We start from the raw sequence: 22,803 nt of genomic DNA on the forward strand, positions 1-22,803 counted from the left end.
TCGTTTCATTTCGCCTACTTATGGCCGTCCAATCCTGGGAGGAGCGCACCGCCGCCCTCAACACCGCTACTTCGCCTTCGCCGCAGCAAAAGCCCAAGGGCTTCTTCCGCGAATGGGGCGATGCCATTCTGTTTGCCGTGGTGGCGGCCACGCTTATTCGCTGGGCCACCTTCGAGGCCTACACCATCCCGACGCCCTCGATGGAGCACTCGCTGCTGGTGGGCGACTATCTGTTTGTGAGCAAGCTGCACTACGGTCCGCGCACGCCGCAAACGCCCCTGCAGGTGCCGCTCACGCACCAGACCATCTGGGGCACCAGCCTGAAAAGCTACTCCGACCTGATTCAGCTGCCCTCCTACCGCCTGCCGGGCTTTTCGGAAGTGAAGCGCAACGACGTGGTGGTGTTCAATGTGCCCTTCGAGAAAGAGCACCCCGCCGACCTGCGCACCAATTACATAAAGCGCTGCGTGGCCGTGGCCGGCGACGTGCTGGAAATTAAGGAACAGCAGGTGTACATCAACGGCAAGCCGCTGGTGCACCCGCCCCAGAGCCAGAACCGCTACTTCCTGCAAGTGACTGAGCCCGTGCGCGACAAGATCTTTCAGGACCAGGGCGTAGCCGATTTCAACAGCCCCAACGGCATTCCGCAGGCCCAGGTAACCACCATGGGCCCGGCCTACGTGGTGGACATGACGCCCAAAACGGCCGAGTATTTCAAGCAGCAGTCCTTCATCAAGGGCGTGGTGCTGGATAAGTCGCTGCCCGGCGTGGGCGAGCCGGAGACGTTCCCGAACAACCCCGACTATCCCAGCAGCCAGCCTAACATGGCCCCCGGTGCGCCTTTCGCGAAGTGGAACAAGGACAACTACGGCCCGCTGCAGTTGCCCAAAGAAGGCCAGACGGTGCAGCTCACGGCCCAGAACTCGCCCATCTACGAGAAAATTATTCTGCGTTACGAGCACAACGAGGGCATCACGGTGCAGAACGGCATCATCATGCAGAACGGCAAGCCGCTGACCAGCTACACCTTTAAGCAGGACTACTACTTCATGATGGGCGACAACCGCCACGACTCGCTCGACTCGCGCTACTGGGGCTTCGTGCCCAAAGACCACATCGTGGGCAAAGCCGTGCTGATCTGGCTATCAGTAGACCCCTACGCCGACTTCCTCCACAAAATTCGCTGGAGCCGCCTGTTCAATTTCATTGATTGAGCCCTGTCATTGCGAGGAGGCACGACGAAGCAATCCGTCCTCTGAAATGTAGCAAGCCCTGTTAACCCAGAAAGCCCTGACGCAACGCATGCGTCAGGGCTTTGTGTTTAATCAGGGTTTAGCTCATTGTCCAGGACGGATTGCTTCGCTTTGCTCGCAATGACACGTTCCCTCGCACGGCCGGCTACCAGACAATCGGCTCCAAACCGTGCGCTTTCAAGTACTCATTCGTTTTGCTGAAGGGCCGGGAGCCGAAAAAGCCCCGGTCGGCGGCGAAGGGCGACGGGTGCGCCGACTTGATGACCAGGTGCTTATGCTCGTCGATGACTTCGCCCTTTTTCTGGGCATACGCGCCCCACAGAATGAACACGACGTGTTCTTTGCCGTCGGAAATCTTCTGGATGACGGCATCGGTGAACTGCTCCCAGCCTTTTTTCTGGTGTGAGGCCGGCTCGCCGGCCCGCACCGTGAGCGTGGCATTGAGCAGCAGCACGCCTTGGTGGGCCCAGCGGTCAAGGTTGCCGTTGGGAGCCGGCGGCGTGGCCGGCAGGTCGTCGTGCAGTTCCTTGAAGATGTTCAGCAGCGAGGGCGGCGTGCGTACGCCGTCGGCCACGGAAAAGGAGAGGCCGTTGGCCTGGCCCTTGCCGTGGTAAGGGTCCTGGCCCAGAATCACGACCTTCACCTGATCGAACGGGCAGGCATCGAAGGCGTGGAAAATGGCCGGGCCGGGCGGATACACGGTGGCCGTGGCGTACTCGCCGCGCACGTAGGCGATGAGGTGCTGAAAATAGGGCTTTTCAAATTCGGCGGCGAGCACCTTGCGCCAGCTTTCTTCTATCTTTACGGACATTTTTGCGGACATTGAGTACGGTAATTTTAGCGGGCCGGGCAAGCCATCGGCACCCCAGCTACGTAGACAAACCAATTCCCGGAAACGGCTGTTAGTTCTCCACCGCATAGCACAGGAGCCATGAATACCACGACCACCCAGGGCGTTACCGTCAGCGTTACGACCAATTATCTGCCGGACTATTCTAGCCCGACTCAGGAGCATTACGTGTTTGCCTACAAGATTGATATTCTCAACGGCAGCGAATATACGATGAAGCTGTTGCGCCGGCATTGGTACATTTACGATGCCAACGGCGTAGTGCGCGAGGTGGAGGGCGAAGGCGTGGTGGGCCAGCAGCCCGTGCTGGAGCCCGGCGAGTCACACCAATACGTGTCGGGCTGCAACCTCAAATCGGGGCTGGGCAAGATGCGCGGCACCTACCAGATGGAGCGCCTCGCTGATGGCAAGGAATTTACGGTCGAAATTCCGGAGTTCACGCTTGTGGTGCCGTATCGTTTAAATTAACGCCCCGGTGTCATCCTGAGCAAAGCGAAGGACCTCATCCCGGCTGAACGACCATCGTAACACCGACTCGTTCAACTGGCATAAGGTTCTTCGCTTTGCTCAGAATGACAGACGATTTATCACGCTTACCATTCTCCCTTCCCTCCTTTGCTTTTTCAGGCGCTCAGCTACATTCGGTTTTTACTCCGCTCGGGGAATGCGCACGGTCTGCATTCCCCGTTCGTTTTTGGGCTCTACACTCGCGTCATCGACTCACAACATGATGCCGCTGCCGCCTACGCGCCCATCGAGGCCCGGCGCCAGGCGTTGCGTCAGAACCCCGCCATCATCACGGTGCGCGACTTTGGGGCCGGCTCCCACACTGGTGCGGGCCGGCAGCGCCGCCTCCGCGACATTGCCCGCACCGCCGCCAAGCCCCGGCAGTTCGGGCAGCTGCTGTTTCGGCTGGTGCAGCATTTTCAGCCCAAGGTAGTGCTGGAGCTGGGCACGTCACTGGGGCTCACCACGGCTTACTTAGCTGCGGCCAATGCGCAGGCGCAGGTGGTCACCTTCGAAGGTTGTCCGCAAACGGCCGCCGTGGCCCGTCAAACCTTCGTCGGGCTGGGCCTAACAAATATCGAATTGGTTGAAGGCAACCTTGACGAAACCCTCGCACCTACCCTAACCGCGCTGCCCGGCCCGCTCGATTTCGCCTTTTTCGACGGCAACCACCGCTACGAGCCCACCGTGCGCTACTTCGAGCAGTGCCTCCCCTACCGCACCGACCAAAGCGTATTCATCCTGGATGATATCCATTGGTCGGCGGAAATGGCCCGCGCCTGGCGCACGATCAAGCAGCACCCGGAGGTAATGCTGACCATCGATTTGTTCTTTATCGGGCTGGTATTCTTCCGCAAAAACCAGCCAAAGCAGCATTTTACGCTCCGCTTTGATAATGTGATGGATAAGCTGCTGAACCGCGTGAAGCCGCTTTCAGCTTAGCAGAGTTGCGGGTGGTCGGCAGCAACTTTTAGCCCCAGCGGGGCAACATATCGGTAGTAAGTAAGCCTACTGGAGATGCTAAAGCCCCAGCGGGGCGACATCAATCGTTGAACGACGGTGCCGCCCCGCTGGGGCTTTAATTCCTTTTCTCAACCTGTTGCTACCGATATGCCGCCCCGCTGGGGCTAAGATCCGCAACTAGCGACTGGCAACTGAAATCACCGAATTGCCTCGCGCACCCGCGTGAGCTTCACCAGCAGCTCTTCCAGCTTGTCCAGGGCCAGCATGTTCGCGCCATCGGAAAGGGCGGTGGCGGGCGTGGGGTGGGTTTCGATGAACAGGCCGTCGGCCCCGACGGCAATGGCGGCTTTGGCAATGGTTTCGATAAGGGCCGGCTGGCCGCCCGTTACGCCGCTGGCCTGGTTGGGCTGCTGCAGGGAGTGCGTCACGTCCATCACCACGGGCACGCCGAAACTGCGCATTGTGGGGAGGTTGCGGAAGTCCACCACCAGGTCGGAATAGCCGAAGGAGTTGCCGCGGTCAGTCAGAATCACGTTTTCATTGCCCGACTGGCGCACTTTGTCCACGGCAAACTGCATGGACTCGCCGCTCAGAAACTGGCCTTTTTTCACGTTTACCACCTTGCCGGTCTGGGCGGCAGCCACCAGCAAATCGGTCTGGCGGCACAGGAAAGCCGGAATCTGCAGCACGTCTACGTACTCGGCGGCCAAGGCCGCTTCGGCCGACTCGTGAATATCCGTCACCGTCGGCACCCCGATTTCGCGGCTCACTTTGGCCAAAATGCGCAATGCGGTTTCGTCGCCAATGCCGGTGAACGAGTCGAGGCGGCTGCGGTTGGCTTTGCGGTAGGAGCCCTTGAAAATGAACGGAATCTGCAGCTTATCGGTCATGTGCTGCACCTTTTCGGCGATGCGCAGGGCCATGTCCTCCCCCTCGATGACGCAGGGTCCGGCCATCAGGAAAAACTGGCCGGAGTTGGTATTGCGGAAGTGCGGCAGCGCGTTGGCCAGAGAAGTCAGCATTGGGGGAAGTCGTAAGTGAAGAATGGTGAAACTGTCATTGCGAGCAACGTGAAGCAATCCGTCCTCTCAAATGTAGAAAGCTCTGTTAACCTACAAAGCCCTACTGTATGCCCTACGTCAGGGCTTTCTGGTGAAAAGGAGCTTTTGACATTTCACAGGACGGATTGCTTCGTCGTGCCTCCTCGCAATGACAAATGGTCTACTTCTTTTCCAGGCAGATAAACAGCTCGCGCCCCTGTCGGGGCGCAATGGAGTTGTAAGCTGTGTCGAAGTGCCGGAAATCGAAATACGGCGCGAAATAAGCGCGGTATTCCTCCCGCGTGCCTCCAAACGGCGGCTCGGCACCCAGGCCGAAATCCGTATCGAACAGCAGGCCCATGAGCGTGCCGCCGGGGCGGAGCAGCTCGGCGCACTTGCGGGCGTAGGCCGGGCGCAGGGTTGGGTTCAGGGCGCAGAAAAACGTCTGCTCCACAATCAGGTCATAGGGCGGCGTGGCGGAGAGTTGAAAGAAATCCTGAAGTAGCAGATGGGCCGGAGGGAAGCCTGGCACGCGCCGTTGCAGGGCCTGCAACGGCGCGGGGGCCAGGTCGGCCACGAAAATATTTTCGTATCCTTGAGCATGCAGATACTCCGCCTCGTAGGCCCGGCCCGCGCCCGGCACCAGAATCCGCCGGTCGTCGGGCGGCCCCAGCTGGGCGAAATAATCGCGCAGGGGCGGCGTTATGGCCCCAACGTCCCAGCCCGTATGACCGGTGGCGTACCGGTCCTGCCAATACTGGGCATCGAGCTGCGAATTCGTTTTCATGCAGATGTAGTATTTAAGGCTTAAACTTGCCTGGGACGCCAATCCCTTTATTTTTGCTCAAAGGTAACTCACCCTCCGGATTGTTCCGGCTTCATCAAAACCCCTCCCGCAATGGAACAAAGTCAAAGCTCCGAGCCAAAGAACAACAACCGCGTGCTGCTGATTGTGGCCCTGATCCTGGTTTTGCTCGGCATCAACGGCGTGTTGTTCTACATGAACCAGCAGAAAGGCAAGCAGAATGAGCAGCTCACCGCCGACATCAAGGTGAAGGATACCAAGCTGGAAGAACAAATCAAGCAATACGAAGCGCTGAAGGCCGATTTTGAGCGGCAGAGCCAGGAAGTGCAGGGCATGGGTCTGGCCAACGATTCGCTCGAAGCCAAGATTGCCTCCATCAATGCCGATCTGCTCAAGCTGCGCTCCTTCAAGGCCGGCAGCTTCTCGGTGGCCGAGCAGCGCCGCTTCAAGCAGCGCGCCGCCAATCTGGAAGGCCAGCTGCGCAAAAAGGACGAGGAAATTGCCCAGCTCAAGCAGGACAACGAAGCGCTCTACACCGAAACGACCACGCTGAAAGAGCGCCAGAACCGCCTCACCGACACGATTTCGACCGTAGTTAAATCCAACCAGGAGCTGTCAGAAAAGGTGACCATCGCCTCGCGCCTGCAGGCCGAAAACATCCGCATCGGCGTAGTGAATGCCCGCAACAAGGAGAAAGACGACGACGATAACGAGTTCAAGGCCAAGCGCGTGGAGAAAGTGAAAGTAACTTTCAACATCGCCCGCAACGACGTGTCGCCGAAGGAAACCAAGCAGATTATGATGCGCCTGATCGAGCCCGACGGCGCGGCCCTCTATAACCTGAGCACCGGCGGCGGCACCTTCATGATCGACGGCTCGGAAGCTTTCTACACCGCCAAGCAGGACCTGGTGTACGATAACTCGCGCCAGCCCGTGCAGTTCCTCTACGCTAAAGGTGCCCCCTACAAAACCGGCCTCCATACCGTGGAGTTGTACGAAGGCGGCGTGCTGATCGGCAAAACGACGTTCACGCTGAAGTAGGGTATTGGGGGCTTAGGGGCTTGGTTTTTTGTTTCTTCTGCTCCTGGCCACCCGGCTATCTTTACCCATTGATTCATTCTGACACAAAAAAGGCTCCGGCGCAATGCCGGAGCCTTTTTCAATACAAAAAACCAAGTCCCTAAGCCCCCAAGACCCCAATCCCCAGCGAAGCCTCGAACTCATCCAACTTCTTGTGGGTAGCCGTGATGTTCTCGGTGAAGATGACCGCCACGGAGCCTTCGCGGGCGGTGCTTAGCAGGTGGTCGATGGCTTCGGGCTCGTGCTCGATGTAGGTGATGGGCAAGTCGGGCTTGTCGAGGCGCAGGCCTTTTTCCATTAGCGCCTTGATTTCCTCGGCGGTTTTGCCGCGCAGGTCGCGGTCCTGCCGCAGAATCACTTCGTCGAAGATGCGGCCGGCGATGCGGGCGAATCCCAGCGTGTCCTCGTCGCGCCGGTCGCCCAGGCCCGACACGATGCCGACTTTGCGGGTAGCCGGCGTAGCATCCAGGAAATCGGCGAATTTCTCGATGCCGGCCGTGTTGTGAGCGTAGTCCACAATCACTTCGAACTTCGGAAACTTGTACATGTTCATGCGGCCCGGTGTTTTGGCCGCCGAGGGCACGAAGGTGCGCAGCGCCGTCTTGATGTCGTCGCGCTCGAAGCCGGCCAGGTGGCCCGCCAGCGCCGCCGCCAGACTGTTTTCAATGTTGAAGCCCGCCCGGCCGCCGAACGTAATCGGGAATTCCGCGGCCCGGTCGATGCGCAGCTTGTAGCTGTTGCGGTAGATGGTCACGTAGCCCTCCTCATACACGGCGGCCACGCCCCCGGCCTCCACGTGGTCGAGAATGCGGGGGTTGTTTTCGTCCATGCTGAACAGGGCCACGCGGCACTGCAGGCCCTTGGCCATAGCGTACACCAAGTCGTCGTCGGCATTGAGCACGGCCCAGCCGTTTTTGCGCACCGTGCGGGGCAGCACGCCCTTCACGGCGGCCATCTCTTCCACCGTATGAATGTCGCGCAGCCCGAGGTGGTCGGCGGCCACGTTGGTGACGACGGCAATGTCGCAGGTATGAAAGCCCAAACCGGAGCGCAGCATGCCGCCGCGGGCCGTTTCGAGCACCGCGAAATTCACCGTCGGGTCTTTCAGCACAAACTCCGCGCTCTGGCCGCCGGTGCAGTCGCCCTTCTGCAGCTGCTTGCCCTGAATGTAGATGCCGTCGGTGGTCGTGAAGCCCACTTTGTAGCCTTTGGCGGCCACCATGTGCGCAATCAGGCGCGTGGTGGTGGTTTTGCCGTTGGTGCCGGTGATGGCAATAATCGGGATGCGGGCCGTGGCGCCGGCCGGAAACAGCATGTCTACTACGGGCGCGGCCACGTTGCGTGCCAGGCCCACGGTGGGCGAAATGTGCATCCGGAAGCCGGGAGCAGCATTCACCTCAATCACGGCCCCGCGCGACTCGTTCAGGGGCACGGCAATGTCGTTGGTAAGCAGGTCGATGCCGCAGATATCGAGCCCCACGATGCCGGCCACGCGCTCCGCGAGCAGCACGTTGTAGGGGTCCAGCAGGTCCGTCACGTCGGTAGCGGTGCCGCCGGTGCTAATGTTGGCGGTGCTTTTTAGGTAGACAGTTTCACCCGCCGGCAGCACCGATTTCAGCGTCAGCCCCGCTCCTTTCAGGATGTCCAGGGTGTGCTTATCAGCCTTGATGCTGGTGAGCACCTTCTCGTGGCCCACGCCCCGGCGCGGGTCCTTGTTCACTTCGTCAATCAGCTGCTGAATGGTGCTTTTCCCATCGCCGGTCACGGCGGCCGGGGTGCGTCTGGCGGCGGCCACTAGCTTGCCGTTCACCACCAGCAGCCGGAAGTCGTGGCCCTCAATGAACTGCTCGACAATAACAGCCCGCGAATACACCTGTGCGGCTTTGAAGCCGGCCACGGCATCTTTCCAGTTCATGATGCGGATGGTGGCACCCTTGCCGTGGTTGCCGTCAAGCGGCTTGGTCACGATGGGGAAGCCCAGCTCCTCGATGGCATCGCGCAGCCCGTCTTCCGAGTACACGGTGGTGCCGTTGGGCACTGGCACGCCGCCATCCTTAAGCATGGCCTTCGTGCGGTTCTTGTTGCCCGCAATTTCCACCCCCGCGTGCGAGGTCTGCGAGGTGGTGGTGGCCCAGATCCGCTTCTGGTTCACACCGTAGCCCAGCTGAATAATGCTGGTGTTTTTGAGCTGGATGTAGGGAATGTTGCGCGAGGCGGCCTCAGCCACGATGCTCCAGGTACTGGGGCCGAAAAACTCGTCTTCCCGGATATCGTGCAGCTCGGCAATGATGGGCTTCAGATCTACCTTCTCCTTCTTGCATAGGGCCTCCACTATTTCCACGGCGGCCTCGGCGGCCACGCGGCCGGCGCGCTCTTCCTGGTAGGCAAACACAACGAAATCCACTCCTTCCTCCCGCGCCGGATACGACTTGCCCCAGTACACGGGCATCCCGGCCAGGCGCTGCAGCTCGAGCGCCACGTGCTGAATCACGTGGCCCAGCGGCTCGCCGTCGGCCAGCTGCTCCTGCGTCAGCGGCGGATGCTTTACTGATTGCTTGGCTGAGGTGTAGCCCGAATTGGCCGAGGTATCGCCGGGGCGGCCCAGGCTGGGCAGCAGCTTGGTGAGGCGGCTGGCCAGGCCGGGCACGGCGTTGGACCACTTATCGGCAAACTCGCCGAGGTCCACCTTCATAACAATGAGCTTAAAGTGCTTTACGGACCAGTAGCTGGGTCCGCGCATCGTGCGGAGGTCAATAATCTTCATACTGTGCTTTGGGGTGGAGGTCGAATTGTGGGCGGTTGTACGCGGAATTGAAATGTAGGGATAATGATTCGGGAAACCGCATCCACGGCGTTTTTCCCCTACCCCGGCCCATACTTAACCTCAACCGTAGCAGGCACTGCGCTTTCGCCGGTATCCCAGATTTTCCAGAACCGCAGGAGCAGCCTGAACGCAAAAAACCCGGTCGGGGCTAACGACCGGGCAACAGAGCTAAATAGAAAACAGGAACTAGAAAAAGAGGTGACGAGCGGATTCGAACCGCTGTAGGAGGTTTTGCAGACCTCTACCTAGCCACTCGGTCACGTCACCGGGCTTGGTTTGGGATGCAAAGCTACGCCATTGAATTGCTTTTACCAAACCCGGTTTGGGTTTTTCCTGATGGAATAAGGTAACGTGTTGGGCTTCTGAAAGAAGAAATTCCATCAACCCCCTTCCATGCTCAGGTAGCCTGTCACGCTGTTCTGCGCTTCGGATGCCAGTCGGTAGCTGAAGCCCCCCGGCCGCACAAAAAAAGGCCCCGACTTGCGCCGGGGCCTCTCTTTTACTCAAAAGCAGAAAGCTTAGGCTTTCTCCTCGTCCTTCTTGTCAGCGGCTTCGTCGCCGGCAATCAGGTCTTTGGCTTTATCAACCACGTCACCAGCTACTTCGGTCACTTTGTCGATGGCTTCGCCGGCTACTTCCTTGGCTTTTGCGAAAGCGTCGGAGTGGGTAGCCGCGTCGAGGGCCTCGCCGGCAACTTCCTTAGCCTTGTCGAAGGCGGCGGAAGCGGCACCGGTTACGGCCGCCAGGATACCACCTTCGGCCGGAGCCTCAGTAGCTTCTTCGGCTTTAGCAGCGGGAGCAGCTTTTTCGGCTTTCTCCGCTTTTGGAGCGGCCAGCTTCTGCTCACCAGCCTGACGCTCGGTGCCCATCATCTTGTCGCGCAGCGCCGACAGAGCGTCCAGGTCACCGAGGGTCGACTTCTCAGCCGTCGCCGGCTTCTTCAGGTCGCTCAGCTTGCCTTCGCCCTGGGCAGCGGCAGCGCCACCAGCCGGCTTCTTCTTGGCGAACTTCGAGTTGCGGCTGTCTTCTTCCTGCTGCTGATTGAATACAGCGGTGTGCGACAGTACAATACGACGGTCATCCTTGGAGAACTCCACTACGCGGAAGTCCAGCTGCTCGCCGTTCTCAGCGTTCGAGCCGTCCTCTTTGGCCAACGACTTTGGATACGCGAAGCCTTCGATGCCGTACGGCAACTCGAGCACGGCACCCCGGTCGTTTTTCTCGGTGATGGTAGCCTTGTGAACCGAGCCGGGGGTGAAGACCGTCTGGAACGTATCCCAAGGGTTTTCCTCCAGCTGCTTGTGGCCCAGGGCCAAACGACGATTGGCTACGTCCAGCTCCAATACTACTACGTCCAGACGGTCGCCCACCTTCACCATTTCGGATGGGTGCTTGATCTTCTTGGTCCACGACAGGTCGGAAACGTGCACGAGGCCATCCACACCTTCTTCCAGCTCTACGAACAGGCCGAAGTTGGTCAGGTTACGCACCAGACCGTTGTGCTTGGTGCCCACGGCGTACTTGGTGCCGAAGTCGCCACGAGTCCACGGATCTTCGCTCAATTGCTTGATACCCAGGCTCATCTTGCGGTCTTCGCGGTCGAGGGTCAGAATCTGCGCCTCAACTACGTCGCCCTGCTTGATGAAGTCCTGCGGGTTGCGCAGGTGCTGGCTCCAGCTCATTTCCGAAACGTGGATCAGGCCTTCTACGCCCGGCACAATTTCCATGAACGCGCCGTAGTCGGCTACGTTCACGATGCGGCCTTTCACCTTGGTGCCTACGCCCATGTCGGCGGGCAGCGAATCCCACGGATGCGGGGTCAGCTGCTTCAGGCCCAGCGAGATACGCTTCTTGGCTTCGTCGAAGTCGAGAACTACGACGTTCAGCTTCTGATCCAGCTGCAGAACCTCGCTCGGGTGAGCGATACGGCCCCACGAGATGTCGGTGATGTGCAACAGACCATCCACACCGCCGAGGTCGATGAACACACCGAAGTTGGTCATGTTCTTTATAACGCCCTCCAGGATCTGGCCTTTCTCCAGGTTGTTGAGGATGGCCTCACGCTGCTTCTCGAGGTCTTTCTCGATCAGGACTTTGTGCGATACGACTACGTTGTCGAAAGCGGCGTTGATTTTCACCACCTTCACTTCCATGCGACGGCCGACATAGATGTCGAAGTCACGGATGGGCTTCACGTCAATCTGCGAGCCGGGCAGGAAGGCTTCTACGCCGTCCAGATCCATGATCAGACCACCTTTGGTCCGACGCTTTACTACGCCCTCCAGAATGGTGTCATTCTCCAGAGCATCGTAAATCGACTTCCAGGCCTGCTTGATCTTCGCCTTCTTGCGCGACAAAATCAGCTGACCGTTAGAGTCTTCCTGGTCTTCGATGAATACCTCTACCTGGTCGCCGATTTTCAGGTCAACAAGGTCGCGGAATTCGGACAGGGGCACGAGGCCGTCCGACTTGAAGCCGATGTTCAGGATGACGTCGCGGTCGGTGATACCTACTACGGTACCTTTCACCACTTCTTCTTCCTGCACAGTCGTCAGCGTGTCGCCGTACATCTGCTCCATCTCGGCGCGCTGCTCGGGGGTGTAGTTACCGCCAAACTGCGAAGCTCCGAGGTTGTCCCAATCGAAGTTGTCTACTACTTCTACTGCCATAATACTGGTTGGCCCTTCTATACACGTCCGGCGCAGGGCCCCCAACCGGAACGCGTTATGAGTAAGTTCCTGAGGCTGAGCCCCAGACCCCGCCACCCTGGCGGGGCGGCAAAGATACGGAGTTGAGGGCAGGAATCCGAGAGGCAAGTCAGCTGGATTTTCCCATTCGGGAATAGGAATAGAGGCTGCTGGGATGGGTTTGAGTCGCGGAAATTTGATAACGTATAAAATTTCCGCGAGCCGATTCTTCTTTAACGCGTGGATTAGGGGGTTGACCGCTCAGGTTCTGCTGCTAGACCTTGTAATGCGCCGTAACACGCTCAGGCCGCAGCCTACCGTTTAAAAACCCGAAGCGGTACGATACAGTATGGATTTGAGTATTTCTCAACCAACCCATCTACCTCATGAGCTACATCAAAGCCGGCCAGGATGCCAATGGCCAAGACGTTAAACTGCACTACATCGACCAGGGCCAGGGCAACCCCATTGTGCTGATTCATGGCTGGCCCGCCACCTACGAAATGTGGGAATACCAGCTGGCCGAGCTGCCCAAGCACGGCAACCGCGTCATTGCCTACACCCGTCGCGGCTTCGGCAACTCCACCAAAACCTGGGACGGCCACGACTACGACACGCTGGCCGACGACCTGAAAGCCGTGCTCGACGAGCTGGACCTGCAGAACGTGACGCTGGTGGGCTTCTCGATGGGCGGCGGCGAAATAGCCCGCTACATGAGCCGCCATGGCGGCGCCCGGGTAGCCCGCGTGGCTTTCGTATCGGCTGTAACGCCGTTTTTGCTGAAAACCGACGACAACCCCGACGGTGCCCCGCAGAAGGTATTCGACGGCATGGTGGACGGTATTCGCAAGGACCGCTTCGATTTCCTGGCCTCGTTCGGTAAGAAATTTTTCGGCGTGGGCGTTGTCAGCCACCCAGTCAGTGATGCAACATTGGACTGGATGCGCAGCATGTGCCAGCTGGCCTCGCCCCGCGCCACCGAGCAGGACGTGTACGCCTTTGCCGCCACCGACTTCCGCCGCGACCTGCAAACTATCAAGGTACCCACGCTGGTCATTCATGGCACTAGCGACGAAACAGTGCCGCACAAGATGAGCGGCGCGCGCATGACGCAGTATGTGCCGCACGCCAAATACGTGGAGTACGACGGCGCGCCGCACGGCTTGTTCATTACGGAAAAAGACCGCCTGAATCAGGACCTGCTGACGTTTGTGGGTGCCACGGTGAATGCCCAGGCGAACCAGCACACCTACTAAACCGCAGACACGGCGCGAATGTGTGCCTCACCCCCCCGGCCCCCTCTCCGAAAAAGGAGAGGGGGAGCCTGACGACAAGGACAACTTTACTTTCGCCTGATTATTTAAACGGCAGCGAAATGCCGTAAAAAAAGCCCCCGGCTCCGAAGCAATGCTTCCGAGCCGGGGGCTTTCTTATGCGTGAGCAGGCAGCCTAGGCACGGCCCATTTCCCGCAGGAAAGCAACGTGCGAGGCTACGGCGTAGCGCATTTTGGGATACTCATTATAGGTAATACCAAATTCGGTGCAGGCCTGCTTGATGATCTTGCTGATGGCCGGGTAGTGCACGTGCGAAATGGTGGGAAACAGGTGGTGTTCTACCTGAAAGTTCAAACCGCCTACCAGCCAGCTAATCACGCGGTTATTGGTGGCAAAGTTGGCCGTGGTCTTGATCTGGTGAATGGCCCACTCGTCTTCCAGCTTGCCCGTAATTTCGTCGGGCATGGGGAAGGCGGCGTGCTCCACGGTGTGCGCCAGCTGAAACACGAGGCTGAGCGTGAAGCCGGCCACCGAGCCAAATACGATGAAGCCCACCAGCCAGCTTACGAAGCCCACCGTGTAGATGGGCAGCGCCAGAAACAGGAACAGGTGCAGCACCTTGAAGCCCCAGAACACCGACTGGTCGGTATTGGTCATCTTTTTAATCGGCATCGAGCCGATTTTGCCCTTGAAATACTTCTGGTAGTCCATGAAGAAAATCCAGGCGATGTAGAGCAGGCCGTAGAGAAACCAGAAGTACAAATGCTGAAAGCGGTGCAGCTTGTGGCGGGGCTGGGTGCTGCTCATGCGCATCCAGGGCTGCACGTCAATGTCGTCGTCGACGCCCTCGATGTTGGTGTACATGTGGTGAATCAGGTTGTGCTTCACGTTCCACATGAAGCTGTTGCCGCCCATCACGTTCAGCGTAAACGAGGCGAACTGGTTCACCCAGCGGCGCTTGCTGAAGCTGCCGTGGGCACCGTCGTGCATCACATTGAAGCCGATGGCGGCCCCGAGCAGGCCCATCAGCACGCATTCGAGCAGGCTCAGCCAGATGGGCGCGGTGAAGAACACGAGGTGCACGTACAGCAGCACAAAGGCCGACGTGAGCACGACGGCCTTCACAAACAGATTGGCGTTGCCGGTGGTCGAAGTCTTGGTTTCTTCGAAATAGGTATTGATTCTACGCTTGAGCTCGGCGTGAAACGAGCGGGAAGCCGCAAACTTGGGAACTGCCATGAGCTTAAATTGGGTGGGGTGCGGCAAAGATACCCCTTCCAACCTCAACTATTGGAAGTTAGTTTAGTTCGGCGTGAAACTCAGCTATTTCGCGGCCGAACTATTCCCCAAAAAAGCCGGCCGCGGGGCGGCCGGCCGGGCCGGTGAGTTAGTTCAGATACGCGTGCCAGTGGTGGTCGAGGGTGCCGGCGCTGAGCTTGAGAAACCCGGCCAACGTGGGCTTTTTGGGCTTTTGGCGAATGTGCAGGCCGGCCTCGTCGGGGGTGCGGTGGCCCTTGGCGTGGTTGCAGCGCGAGCAGGCGGTGAGCAGGTTCGTCCAGCTCGACTCGCCGCCGCGCGAACGGGGCAGCACGTGGTCGAGGGTCAGGTTTTTGGTCGAGCCGCAGTACTGGCACTCGAAATGGTCGCGCTTCATAATGTTGTGGCGGCTCAGGGCAATGCCTTTGTAGGGCACGCGCACGTAGCGCTGCAACCGGATGATGCTGGGCTTGGGATAGGCGTGGGAGATGGTTCGCAGCGTGCCGTGGTCGGAGTTAGCAATCATCTCCGCTTTGTCGAGATAAAGCAACACAAACGCCTTCTGCACGCTGCATAACGTAATGGCGGTGTAGTCGCCGTTCAGTACTAGCACTTTTTGGTCCATACGCGCGGGAGTCGAATCATCGGGTACAGCGAAAGCTAGATGATTCTAAGCGCATTAACAACAACACAACAGTTTCAGTTGCGAGGCCGCAACCTGTCATTGCGAGGAGGCACGACGAAGCAATCCATCCTCTGAAATGTACTCAACTCCTTTTCAGCAGAAAGCCCTGACGTAGCGCGTACATCAGGGCTTTTCTGTCTACAAAGTTTGGCTCATTGTTCAGGACGGATTGCTTCGTCGTGCCTCCTCGCAATGACAGGCTCAGTCGGCCAAAAGGCGTTTAATCAGGCGGAGCTTGTGGCTGTATTTCTGGCGCTGGCGGTGGTAGATGCCGTTGTGGTCGAGTGGGTCGATGCGGACCTCGCCGCTGGCGTGCAGAATTTGTTGGTCGTCGAGCATGATGCCGACGTGGACGATGGCGCCGTCGGCGTTGTCGAAGAAGGCCAGGTCGCCGGGCTGGGTCTGCGACACGAAATGCACGGTCTGGCCGTGGTCGATCTGCTGGCGGGCATCGCGCGGCAATTGCACCCCGATCAGGCCGTAAAGCTGCTGCATCAGTCCCGAGCAGTCGAGTCCGAACACCGACTTGCCGCCCCACACGTACGGCGATTTCAGATACACCTGCCCCATTTTCTGCACCAGGGCCAAGCGCTTATCCACGGGGCCAGCGGGGCCGTGGCCGTTCAGCGGGTTGGTGGCCGCGCCGTTGTAAAACATGGTTTGGGCACCCAGGCGCAGCGTCATGCCGTCGAAAAACGGCAGGCGGCTGCCCAGCGTGACCGGAATGCGGGTGGTAGCGTCGCTCACCATCTGCACCACATCGAGGCTGCGCGGGTGGTCCTGCTGGCTCCAGGCCGCGAAATACTCGGCCGTGACGGGCAGGTGCTGCTTAAAGTCGATCCAGCCCACGTACTGGTCGGCGGCAATGCGGATCTGGTGCCAGTTGCCCTGGGTGAGCAAGATGGTGTAGCACTCGCCGAAAAGTAGCTGGGTAACAAGCTCGGCCTTATCCGTCGGCTCGGCCCGTACCGGCACGGCGCTCAATGCGCAGATTCCGTGTTCCAAAATGGTGAAATGGTGAGATAGTGAAATGGTGAGTTTGACGTTCGGTTTGCGAAAGTGGCACAGTTGGCGCAAATGGCGCGGCTTGAACAGCAAACTCACCATTTCACCATCTCACCACTTCACCTTTAATACTCCCGGGCGCGGTCCATTTCGCGCTTCTGGTCTTTGGCTTTGATGTCGTCGCGCTTGTCGTAGAGCTTTTTGCCCTTGGCGAGGGCTATTTCGAGCTTGGCGAAGCCGCGGTCATTCACAAACAGGCGAATGGGCACGATGGTGACGCCCTGCTCCACGGCCTTGCCGGCCAGCTGGCGCAGCTCCTTTTTATTGAGCAGCAATTTTCGCTCGCGCTTGGCTTCGTGGTTGTTATACGTGCCGAGCGAATACTGCGAGATGCTCAGATTATGCACCCACAGTGAGCCGTCGGCGTGAAAGGCGCAGAAGCCGTCCTGCATGTTCACGTTGCCCTCGCGGATGCTCTTGATTTCGGTGCCCTGCAGCATCATGCCCGCGTCGTATTTGGCCAGGAAGCTGTATTCGTAGCTGGCGCGGCGGTTCACGATGTTGACGCGCTTGGGGGTATCGTCTTTTTGTTTGGCCATGATTGGGGGTCGCCGCCGGCCGGAAACGGGCCGCGGCGGATAATAGAGGAGAGTAGCGTACGTACGAAAATACGCCGGGGGCGGCGAGGTTCCGCCTAATTCAGCTTTAGCCTGGGGTCGGGGCTGCTGAGCTGGTCGGCAAAGTCGCTGGCTTCGTATTGGAAATGGGCCGTCATGGCTACCATGCCGGCGTTATCGGTGCAAAACTCGAAGTCGGGAATGAACACTTCCCAGCCTTTTTCGGCGCAGAGCTGCGTGAGGGCGGCGCGCAGACCGGAGTTGGCGGCTACGCCGCCGGCCAGCGCAATCTGGGTCAGGCCATTGGCCTCGGCGGCGCGGGTGAGCTGGCGCAGCAGCGTAAGAATGATGGTGTGCTGAATGCTGGCGCAGAGGTCGGGCAAATTCTCCTGGATGAACGCCGGATTCTGGGCCGTTTGCTGGCGCAGGAAGTACATCACGGCGGTTTTTAGGCCGCTGAAGGAGAAATCGTAGCCCGGCATCGCCCCTACCGGAAACGGGAAGCGCGTGGGGTTGCCCTGGCGGGCCTGCTTATCGAGGTGGGGGCCGCCGGGATAAGGCAGGCCGAGCAGCTTGGCGGTTTTGTCAAAGGCCTCGCCGGCCGCATCGTCGATGGTCTGGCCGATAACGTCCATTTCCAGGGCGCTGCGCACGATAACGAGCTGAGTATGGCCGCCACTCACGGTGAGGCACAGAAACGGAAACACCGGCCGCGGAGCCCGGATGAAGTGGGCCAGAATGTGGGCCCGCATGTGGTTTACGGCAATAAGAGGCTTATTGAGCGCCAGGGCGAGGGTTTTGGCAAACATGCCGCCCACCAGCAGCGAGCCCAGCAGGCCCGGTCCCTGGGTGAAGGCCACCGCGTCGAGGTCGGATTTGGCTACCTTTGCCCGGCGCAGGGCTTCCTGCACCACCGGAATCAGGTGCTGCTGGTGGGCGCGCGAGGCCAGCTCGGGCACCACGCCGCCGTATTGCTCGTGTACTTGCTGCGTGGCCACCACATTGGCAAGGATTTCGCCGCCCGCCATCACGGCGGCGGCAGTATCATCGCACGAAGATTCGATGGCCAGGATAACGGGAGTACGCATTTTGGAGTATTCAGCGTTTGGAAAGAGTACAAAGGTCGTTTAAATCAGCAAACCGGAAATCCTGCCGTTGGTCGGTCGTAAGCTGCGCTTGCGGGCCGCTATTGCCCAAAACCCCGCATCTTCGTATTCTGCCCGTTTCCCTTTTTCGTTAAGCTTCCCGTGCCGCGCTTTCTCTCCATCACGCTCAAAGTTCTGCTTGGCCTGCTCCTGCTGGTGACGCTGGCGGTGGGCGGCCTGCTGCTGGCTTTGCGCATTCCGAGCGTGCAGACCCGGCTGGCCCACCAGGCGGCAGCTATGCTGAGCGAGAAGCTGGGGCACCGCGTCATCATTGGCCGGGTGGATGTGCGGCCGTTTTCCCGGGTGCTGCTCGAAGGCATTCAGGTGCTGGACCGGCGCGGGGGCGAGCTGTTCAGCGTGGGCCGCGCCGATGCCGATATCCGGCTGTTTTCGGTGTTCGACCCCAGCCACCTGCACGTGGGCAAGCTTATCTTGGAAGAGCCGCGCTTTGCCCTGGTCACCTACGCCAACACGCCCGACTCGACCAACCTGAGCCAATTTCTGGGGGCCGTGAAACGCCTGCTGGGGCCCTCCGACACCACCAAAGCCCGCAAGCCCTTCGACTTTAAGATCGAAGCCATCGGCCTGCGCAACGGCCGCTTCATTCTTGACCGGCAGGACGTGCCCAAAGCGCCCGAATACGGCCGCACGATGGATTACGCCCACATGTACGTGGACAGCATCTACGCCGATGCCAGCGGCCTGCGCTTCCAGGCCGACTCCATTCATGCCAACATTGTGGGCCTGCGGGCCGTGGACCGGCCCTCCAAAACCCGCCTGCACGAGCTGACGGCCGACATGACCTACGCCACCAAGTTCTGGGAATTCGCGGGCCTGAACCTGCGCGTGGGCCGCAGCCAGCTCCACGATTACCTGCGCTTCGACTTTCAGCACTTTCTCAACTTCACCGATTTCAACGACTCGGTGCGCGTGACGGCCAACCTGCAACCCTCGCGCATTTTTTCCGACGACATTGCCCAGTTTGCGCCCCAGCAATCGGTGCGCGATTTGAAGGAAACCGTGCTGATTTCGGGGCAGGCCAAGGGCTATGTGACCAACTTCACCACCAAAAACCTCGACCTCACCTACGGCAAAAACACCCACGTTGTGGGCAATTTCGACGTGAAGGGCCTGCCCAATCTGAAGGAAAGCTTCGTGTCGGCGCGCCTGAAACCCTCGGTGATTGACGGGCGCGACATCCAGCGCTACATCCCCGACTCGGGCTGGCCCTACGTGCAGCGGCTGGGCACGGTGCGGCTGAAGGGCGAGTTCCTGGGCTTTTATAACGACTTTGTGGCCAACGGCGCGTTTCAGACGGCGCTGGGCGACGTGGTGTCGGACGTGAACATAAAGTTTAAAACCGACCCGCGCTACTCCAGCTACGAAGGCCAGGTGCGCACCACCGGCTTCCAGCTGGGCAAGCTGCTCGGCGACGAAAGCACCATCCGCGACATCACCATGAACGGGCGCGTGGAAGGCGTGGGCTTCCGGCCCGAAAGCGCCCGCCTGAAGGCCAACGCCACCGTGCAGAGCATCTGGCTGAACGGCTACCGCTTCCGCAACATCACCACCAACGGGCAGTTCAGCCAGCAAGCCTTCGCGGGCAAGCTGGCCGTGAACGACCCCAACCTGCAGCTCAGCGCCACTGGCAACATCGACCTGAATAAAACCCGCCAGGCCTTTGATGTGAAGGCCAACGTGAAGCGGGCCGACCTGCGGGCGCTGGGCCTCACCAAACAGCGCATCACGCTGGCTACCACCGCCGATGCCGATTTTCGGGGCCTGAAGCTGGATGATCTGATCGGGACCATTAAGCTGCGCGGCTCGCGGCTGGGCTACGAGGGCAAAACCGTGGCCATCGACACCTTCGATGTGGTGAGCCGGCGTGCGGCCGGGCAGCGCCAGCTGCGCGTGCGCTCGGAAGTACTGAACCTGGACGCGGCCGGCAACTTCAACTTCACCACCGTGGCCCGCGACGTGCAGACGCTGCTCACGGAATACGAGCTGAACTTCGAGAGCAACCAGGCGGCCACCGCGGCCTACTACCGCCGCAAGCGCCAGCGCCCCATCGCCGACTACGCCATTGCCCTGAACCTGTATCTGAAGCGGGCCAACCCCGTGCTGCACCTGTTTGTGCCCCAGCTCACGCTCTCCGACTATTCCAAAGTTGATGGCTCGTTTCGCAACGGGCTGACCTCGATTTTTGAGTTGGCCGGCCACTTCGACGGAGTTAAATACGACAGCATCCGGGCAGTGAATACCGATTTTGAATTCACGACTTCCAAGCTACCCTACCGGCCCGAGGTACTGGCGCAGGCCAACATTACTTCTGAGCGGCAGGTGCTGCCTGGCCTGGGCAAGACTGAAAAGTTCTACATCGAAGGCGTGTGGGACCAGCAGCGCATCAACTTTTCCACCTCGCTGGCCCAGACGGGCACTACCAACAAAGCCACCATCAACGGGGCGCTGGGCTTTCTGCCGCAAGCCATTCAGATTGTGTTCCGGCAGTCGGGCGTGAACCTGCTGGGCAAGGACTGGACCATTGCGGCCGATAACTCGGTCATTATTTCGGGCAAAGGCTCGGAGTTCGATATTCAGCACCTGAGCCTGAGCAACGGGGCGCAGAGCGTGAGTGCGCAGGGTTTTTTGTCGGCTTCCAATCCGAATAAAAAGCTGAAGCTGGCGCTGAAGGACTTTCAGCTGGCCACGCTTGGCTCGCTCAGCACCCAGCAGATCGGAGGCCGCGTGAATGCCGAAGGCACCATCAGCGGGGTATTCGGGCCGCTGGAAATCAACAGCACGCTGAACGTGGACTCGCTCACGCTGGACAAAACCCTGATCGGCGACGTGCGCGGGCGCGGCGACTGGCACAACGGCACCAACCACCTCGACGTGGACCTGGACGTGATTCGGGAGCAGCAGCGGGTGGTACGGCTGGCGGGCACCTACGCCCCGCGCGAAAAAGACCAGCAGCTTAACCTGACCGCCCTGCTCGACAACGCGCCAGTGAAGCTGGCCGAGCCGTTTCTCAAAACGCTGTTCCGCGACGTGAGCGGCACGGCCATGGGCACGCTGCGCCTCACCGGCCGCCTGGCCGCCCCGGTCATGGTCGGCGACCTGGACGTGAGCGACGGCAAGCTGACCTTCATCTACCTGAATACCACCTACACTTTTGCCGACCGGATTCGCTTCGCCGAGGATGGCATTGTGCTGCGCAACATTCGGTTGCGCGACCCGCTGGGCAACTCGGGCACGATTGACGGGGTTATCTACGAGAAGGGCTTTCAGGATATGCGCCTGGATCTGCGGGCCACGTTCACGAAGCTGCTGGTGCTGAACACGAGTCGCAAGGACAACGAGCTGTATTTCGGCACGGCCTACGCCACCGGCGATGCCCGCGTGCGCGGCCCGGCCGACAACCTGGTGGTGAACGTGACGGCCCGCAGCGAAGCCGGCACCCGTCTTTCCCTGCCCCTCGACAACGCCGCCAAGGCCGAAAAAGCGAACTACATAAAGTTCGTGAACCGCAACGTGCCCGATACCGCCACCACCGTGAAAGTGCCCACGGCGGCCACCGGCCGGGTCGATCTGGCCGGCATCCGGCTGAACTTCAACCTGACCGTGACCCCGGATGCCTACATCGAGATTCTGCTGGATGAAAGCACCGGCGACGTAATTCGGGGCACCGCCACCGGACAGCTGCGCCTGAACATCGACACCCGCGGCGACTTCAATATGTACGGCGCGGTGGAAATCGTGCGCGGGGCCTACAATTTCACCCTGCAGGGGCTGGTAAACAAGGAGTTTGTGGTGCGCCCCGGCGGAACCATCACCTGGAACGGCGACCCGCTGCAGGGCGAGATGAACGTGACAGCGGCCTATACCCAGCGCACGTCATTGGCCCCGATTCTGGCCACCAACAATGCTGTGGTGCCCGTGACGGCCGTGATGAACCTGACTGGCCCGCTGCTGCTGCCCATCATTCGGCTGAATCTGGAGTTCAACGACATTCCGTCGTCGTTGGAGGGCGAGCTGACGCCGTTTTTGTCGGCGCTGCGCAACGACGAGCAGGAGTTGAATCGGCAGGTTTTCAGCCTGATAGTGTTCCGGCAGCTCACTTCGCCCGGCTCACTGGCCTCGGTCACGTCGCTGCGGGGCGGCGTGGGCGATAATGCCCTGGGCAACAGCGTGGGGCAGATTATCTCGACCCAGTTGGGTTTGCTTACTTCCCAGATTGACCCGAATCTGGAAATCTCCTTCAACTTCAACGGCATCACGGCCGAGCAGCTGCAGGCCCTGCAGGTGCGCCTGAGCTACAGCTTCCTCAACGGCCGCCTGCGCGTGACGCGCGAAGGCGGCTTCAGCAGCAACCCAGCCACGCCCACCGGCGCGCCGGGCACCGGTGCCGCCGCCCAGGCCTCCCTGCTCGGCGACCTGAGCCTGGAGTATTACCTGCGCCCCGACGGGAAATTTCGCGCCAAGCTGCGCTACGAAACCACCCCGCGCGACTACAGCGACGTGACCACCCAGAACCAGGCCCGCGCCGGCGTCAGCTTGCTGCACACCGAGCAGTTCGACTCGTTCCGGGAGCTGTTTTCGCGCAAGCGCCTCACCCGCCGCGACGCCGCCACCCGCAAAGCCCGCGAAGTGCTGAACGTAGACGACGACCCACGCACGGTGCTTTAAGGGGAAGTTAAAACTAGAGCTAGCGGCTAAGCTCCCCTCCTTTTTTCAAGGAGGGGTTGGGGGTGGTCAGCTAGAGCTAGAAAGTCGTTGTACAGTAACTAGAGCTAGAAGATCGTTCAACGAT

Annotated in this window: 15 protein-coding genes, 1 tRNA gene and 1 pseudogene; 6 read left to right on the forward strand and 11 right to left on the reverse strand. The window is 59.9% G+C overall.

All coding sequences use genetic code 11. From position 1 onward, the window contains the following. Nucleotides 1-20 precede the first annotated feature (20 nt). Complete coding sequence (gene lepB, locus BUB62_RS03150) at nt 21-1,214, forward strand: signal peptidase I (RefSeq protein WP_073106115.1); 1,194 nt, start codon at nt 21-23, stop codon at nt 1,212-1,214. Nucleotides 1,215-1,398: 184 nt separating this feature from the next. Here the strand turns inward: lepB and BUB62_RS03155 are convergent, their stop codons facing one another. Beyond that, the gene (locus BUB62_RS03155; RefSeq protein WP_073106117.1) at nt 1,399-2,064 is read right to left on the reverse strand and encodes a uracil-DNA glycosylase; all 666 of its coding nucleotides are present in this window, start codon (nt 2,062-2,064) and stop codon (nt 1,399-1,401) included. 120 nt (nt 2,065-2,184) lie between these two features. Between BUB62_RS03155 and apaG the strand changes: the two genes are divergently transcribed. Both apaG and BUB62_RS03165 read left to right on the forward strand, forming a co-directional pair. Then, on the forward strand, nt 2,185-2,571 hold the full coding sequence (gene apaG, locus BUB62_RS03160) for a Co2+/Mg2+ efflux protein ApaG (protein ID WP_073106120.1): 387 nt from the start codon (nt 2,185-2,187) through the stop codon (nt 2,569-2,571). 147 nt (nt 2,572-2,718) lie between these two features. Continuing rightward, a complete protein-coding gene (locus BUB62_RS03165; RefSeq protein ID WP_073106122.1) occupies nt 2,719-3,552 on the forward strand; it encodes an O-methyltransferase in 834 nt (277 codons plus the stop codon). A gap of 218 nt (nt 3,553-3,770) precedes the next feature. Here the strand turns inward: BUB62_RS03165 and kdsA are convergent, their stop codons facing one another. Further along, entirely contained in the window at nt 3,771-4,595 is an 825-nt protein-coding gene (kdsA, locus tag BUB62_RS03170; RefSeq protein WP_073106124.1) for a 3-deoxy-8-phosphooctulonate synthase, read from the reverse strand. A 199-nt stretch (nt 4,596-4,794) separates the two neighbouring features. Further along, nucleotides 4,795-5,400, reverse strand: a complete 606-nt coding sequence (locus BUB62_RS03175; RefSeq protein ID WP_073106126.1) for a methyltransferase domain-containing protein — start codon at nt 5,398-5,400, stop codon at nt 4,795-4,797. A gap of 111 nt (nt 5,401-5,511) precedes the next feature. Between BUB62_RS03175 and BUB62_RS03180 the strand changes: the two genes are divergently transcribed. Then, complete coding sequence (locus tag BUB62_RS03180) at nt 5,512-6,459, forward strand: hypothetical protein (RefSeq protein ID WP_073106127.1); 948 nt, start codon at nt 5,512-5,514, stop codon at nt 6,457-6,459. 139 nt (nt 6,460-6,598) lie between these two features. Here BUB62_RS03180 and cphA read toward each other — a convergent pair whose 3' ends face one another. From cphA to rpsA, 3 genes and pseudogenes are all read right to left on the reverse strand, one after another. Further along, nucleotides 6,599-9,262 (reverse strand): cyanophycin synthetase, encoded by a 2,664-nt coding sequence (gene cphA, locus BUB62_RS03185; RefSeq protein WP_073106130.1) that lies wholly within the window; start codon nt 9,260-9,262, stop codon nt 6,599-6,601. 256 nt (nt 9,263-9,518) lie between these two features. Next, a tRNA-Cys gene (locus tag BUB62_RS03190) sits at nt 9,519-9,589 on the reverse strand. Nucleotides 9,590-10,179: 590 nt separating this feature from the next. Beyond that, nucleotides 10,180-11,991 (reverse strand): annotated as a pseudogene (gene rpsA / locus BUB62_RS03195) (30S ribosomal protein S1); the annotation flags it as partial. Nucleotides 11,992-12,395: 404 nt separating this feature from the next. Between rpsA and BUB62_RS03200 the strand changes: the two are divergent. Next, on the forward strand, nt 12,396-13,265 hold the full coding sequence (locus BUB62_RS03200; RefSeq protein WP_073106132.1) for an alpha/beta fold hydrolase: 870 nt from the start codon (nt 12,396-12,398) through the stop codon (nt 13,263-13,265). 193 nt (nt 13,266-13,458) lie between these two features. Here the strand turns inward: BUB62_RS03200 and BUB62_RS03205 are convergent, their stop codons facing one another. The 5 genes from BUB62_RS03205 to tsaD form a co-directional block, all read right to left on the reverse strand. Then, complete coding sequence (locus tag BUB62_RS03205; RefSeq protein ID WP_073106135.1) at nt 13,459-14,523, reverse strand: fatty acid desaturase family protein; 1,065 nt, start codon at nt 14,521-14,523, stop codon at nt 13,459-13,461. A 148-nt stretch (nt 14,524-14,671) separates the two neighbouring features. Further along, the gene (locus BUB62_RS03210) at nt 14,672-15,166 is read right to left on the reverse strand and encodes an HNH endonuclease (RefSeq protein ID WP_073106137.1); all 495 of its coding nucleotides are present in this window, start codon (nt 15,164-15,166) and stop codon (nt 14,672-14,674) included. A 261-nt stretch (nt 15,167-15,427) separates the two neighbouring features. Further along, a complete protein-coding gene (locus BUB62_RS03215; protein ID WP_073106139.1) occupies nt 15,428-16,231 on the reverse strand; it encodes a C40 family peptidase in 804 nt (267 codons plus the stop codon). A 125-nt stretch (nt 16,232-16,356) separates the two neighbouring features. Further along, complete coding sequence (smpB, locus tag BUB62_RS03220; RefSeq protein ID WP_073106142.1) at nt 16,357-16,830, reverse strand: SsrA-binding protein SmpB; 474 nt, start codon at nt 16,828-16,830, stop codon at nt 16,357-16,359. Between the two features lie 95 nt (nt 16,831-16,925). Then, a complete protein-coding gene (gene tsaD / locus BUB62_RS03225) occupies nt 16,926-17,936 on the reverse strand; it encodes a tRNA (adenosine(37)-N6)-threonylcarbamoyltransferase complex transferase subunit TsaD (protein ID WP_073106144.1) in 1,011 nt (336 codons plus the stop codon). 159 nt (nt 17,937-18,095) lie between these two features. Between tsaD and BUB62_RS03230 the strand changes: the two genes are divergently transcribed. Further along, nucleotides 18,096-22,679 carry a translocation/assembly module TamB domain-containing protein gene (locus BUB62_RS03230; protein WP_073106146.1) on the forward strand — a complete coding sequence of 1,528 codons (4,584 nt, stop codon included), beginning with the start codon at nt 18,096-18,098 and terminating at the stop codon, nt 22,677-22,679. The last annotated feature ends 124 nt before the right edge of the window (nt 22,680-22,803 follow it).

Source organism: Hymenobacter daecheongensis DSM 21074, from assembly GCF_900141805.1.
GTDB classification, from domain to species: domain Bacteria; phylum Bacteroidota; class Bacteroidia; order Cytophagales; family Hymenobacteraceae; genus Hymenobacter; species Hymenobacter daecheongensis.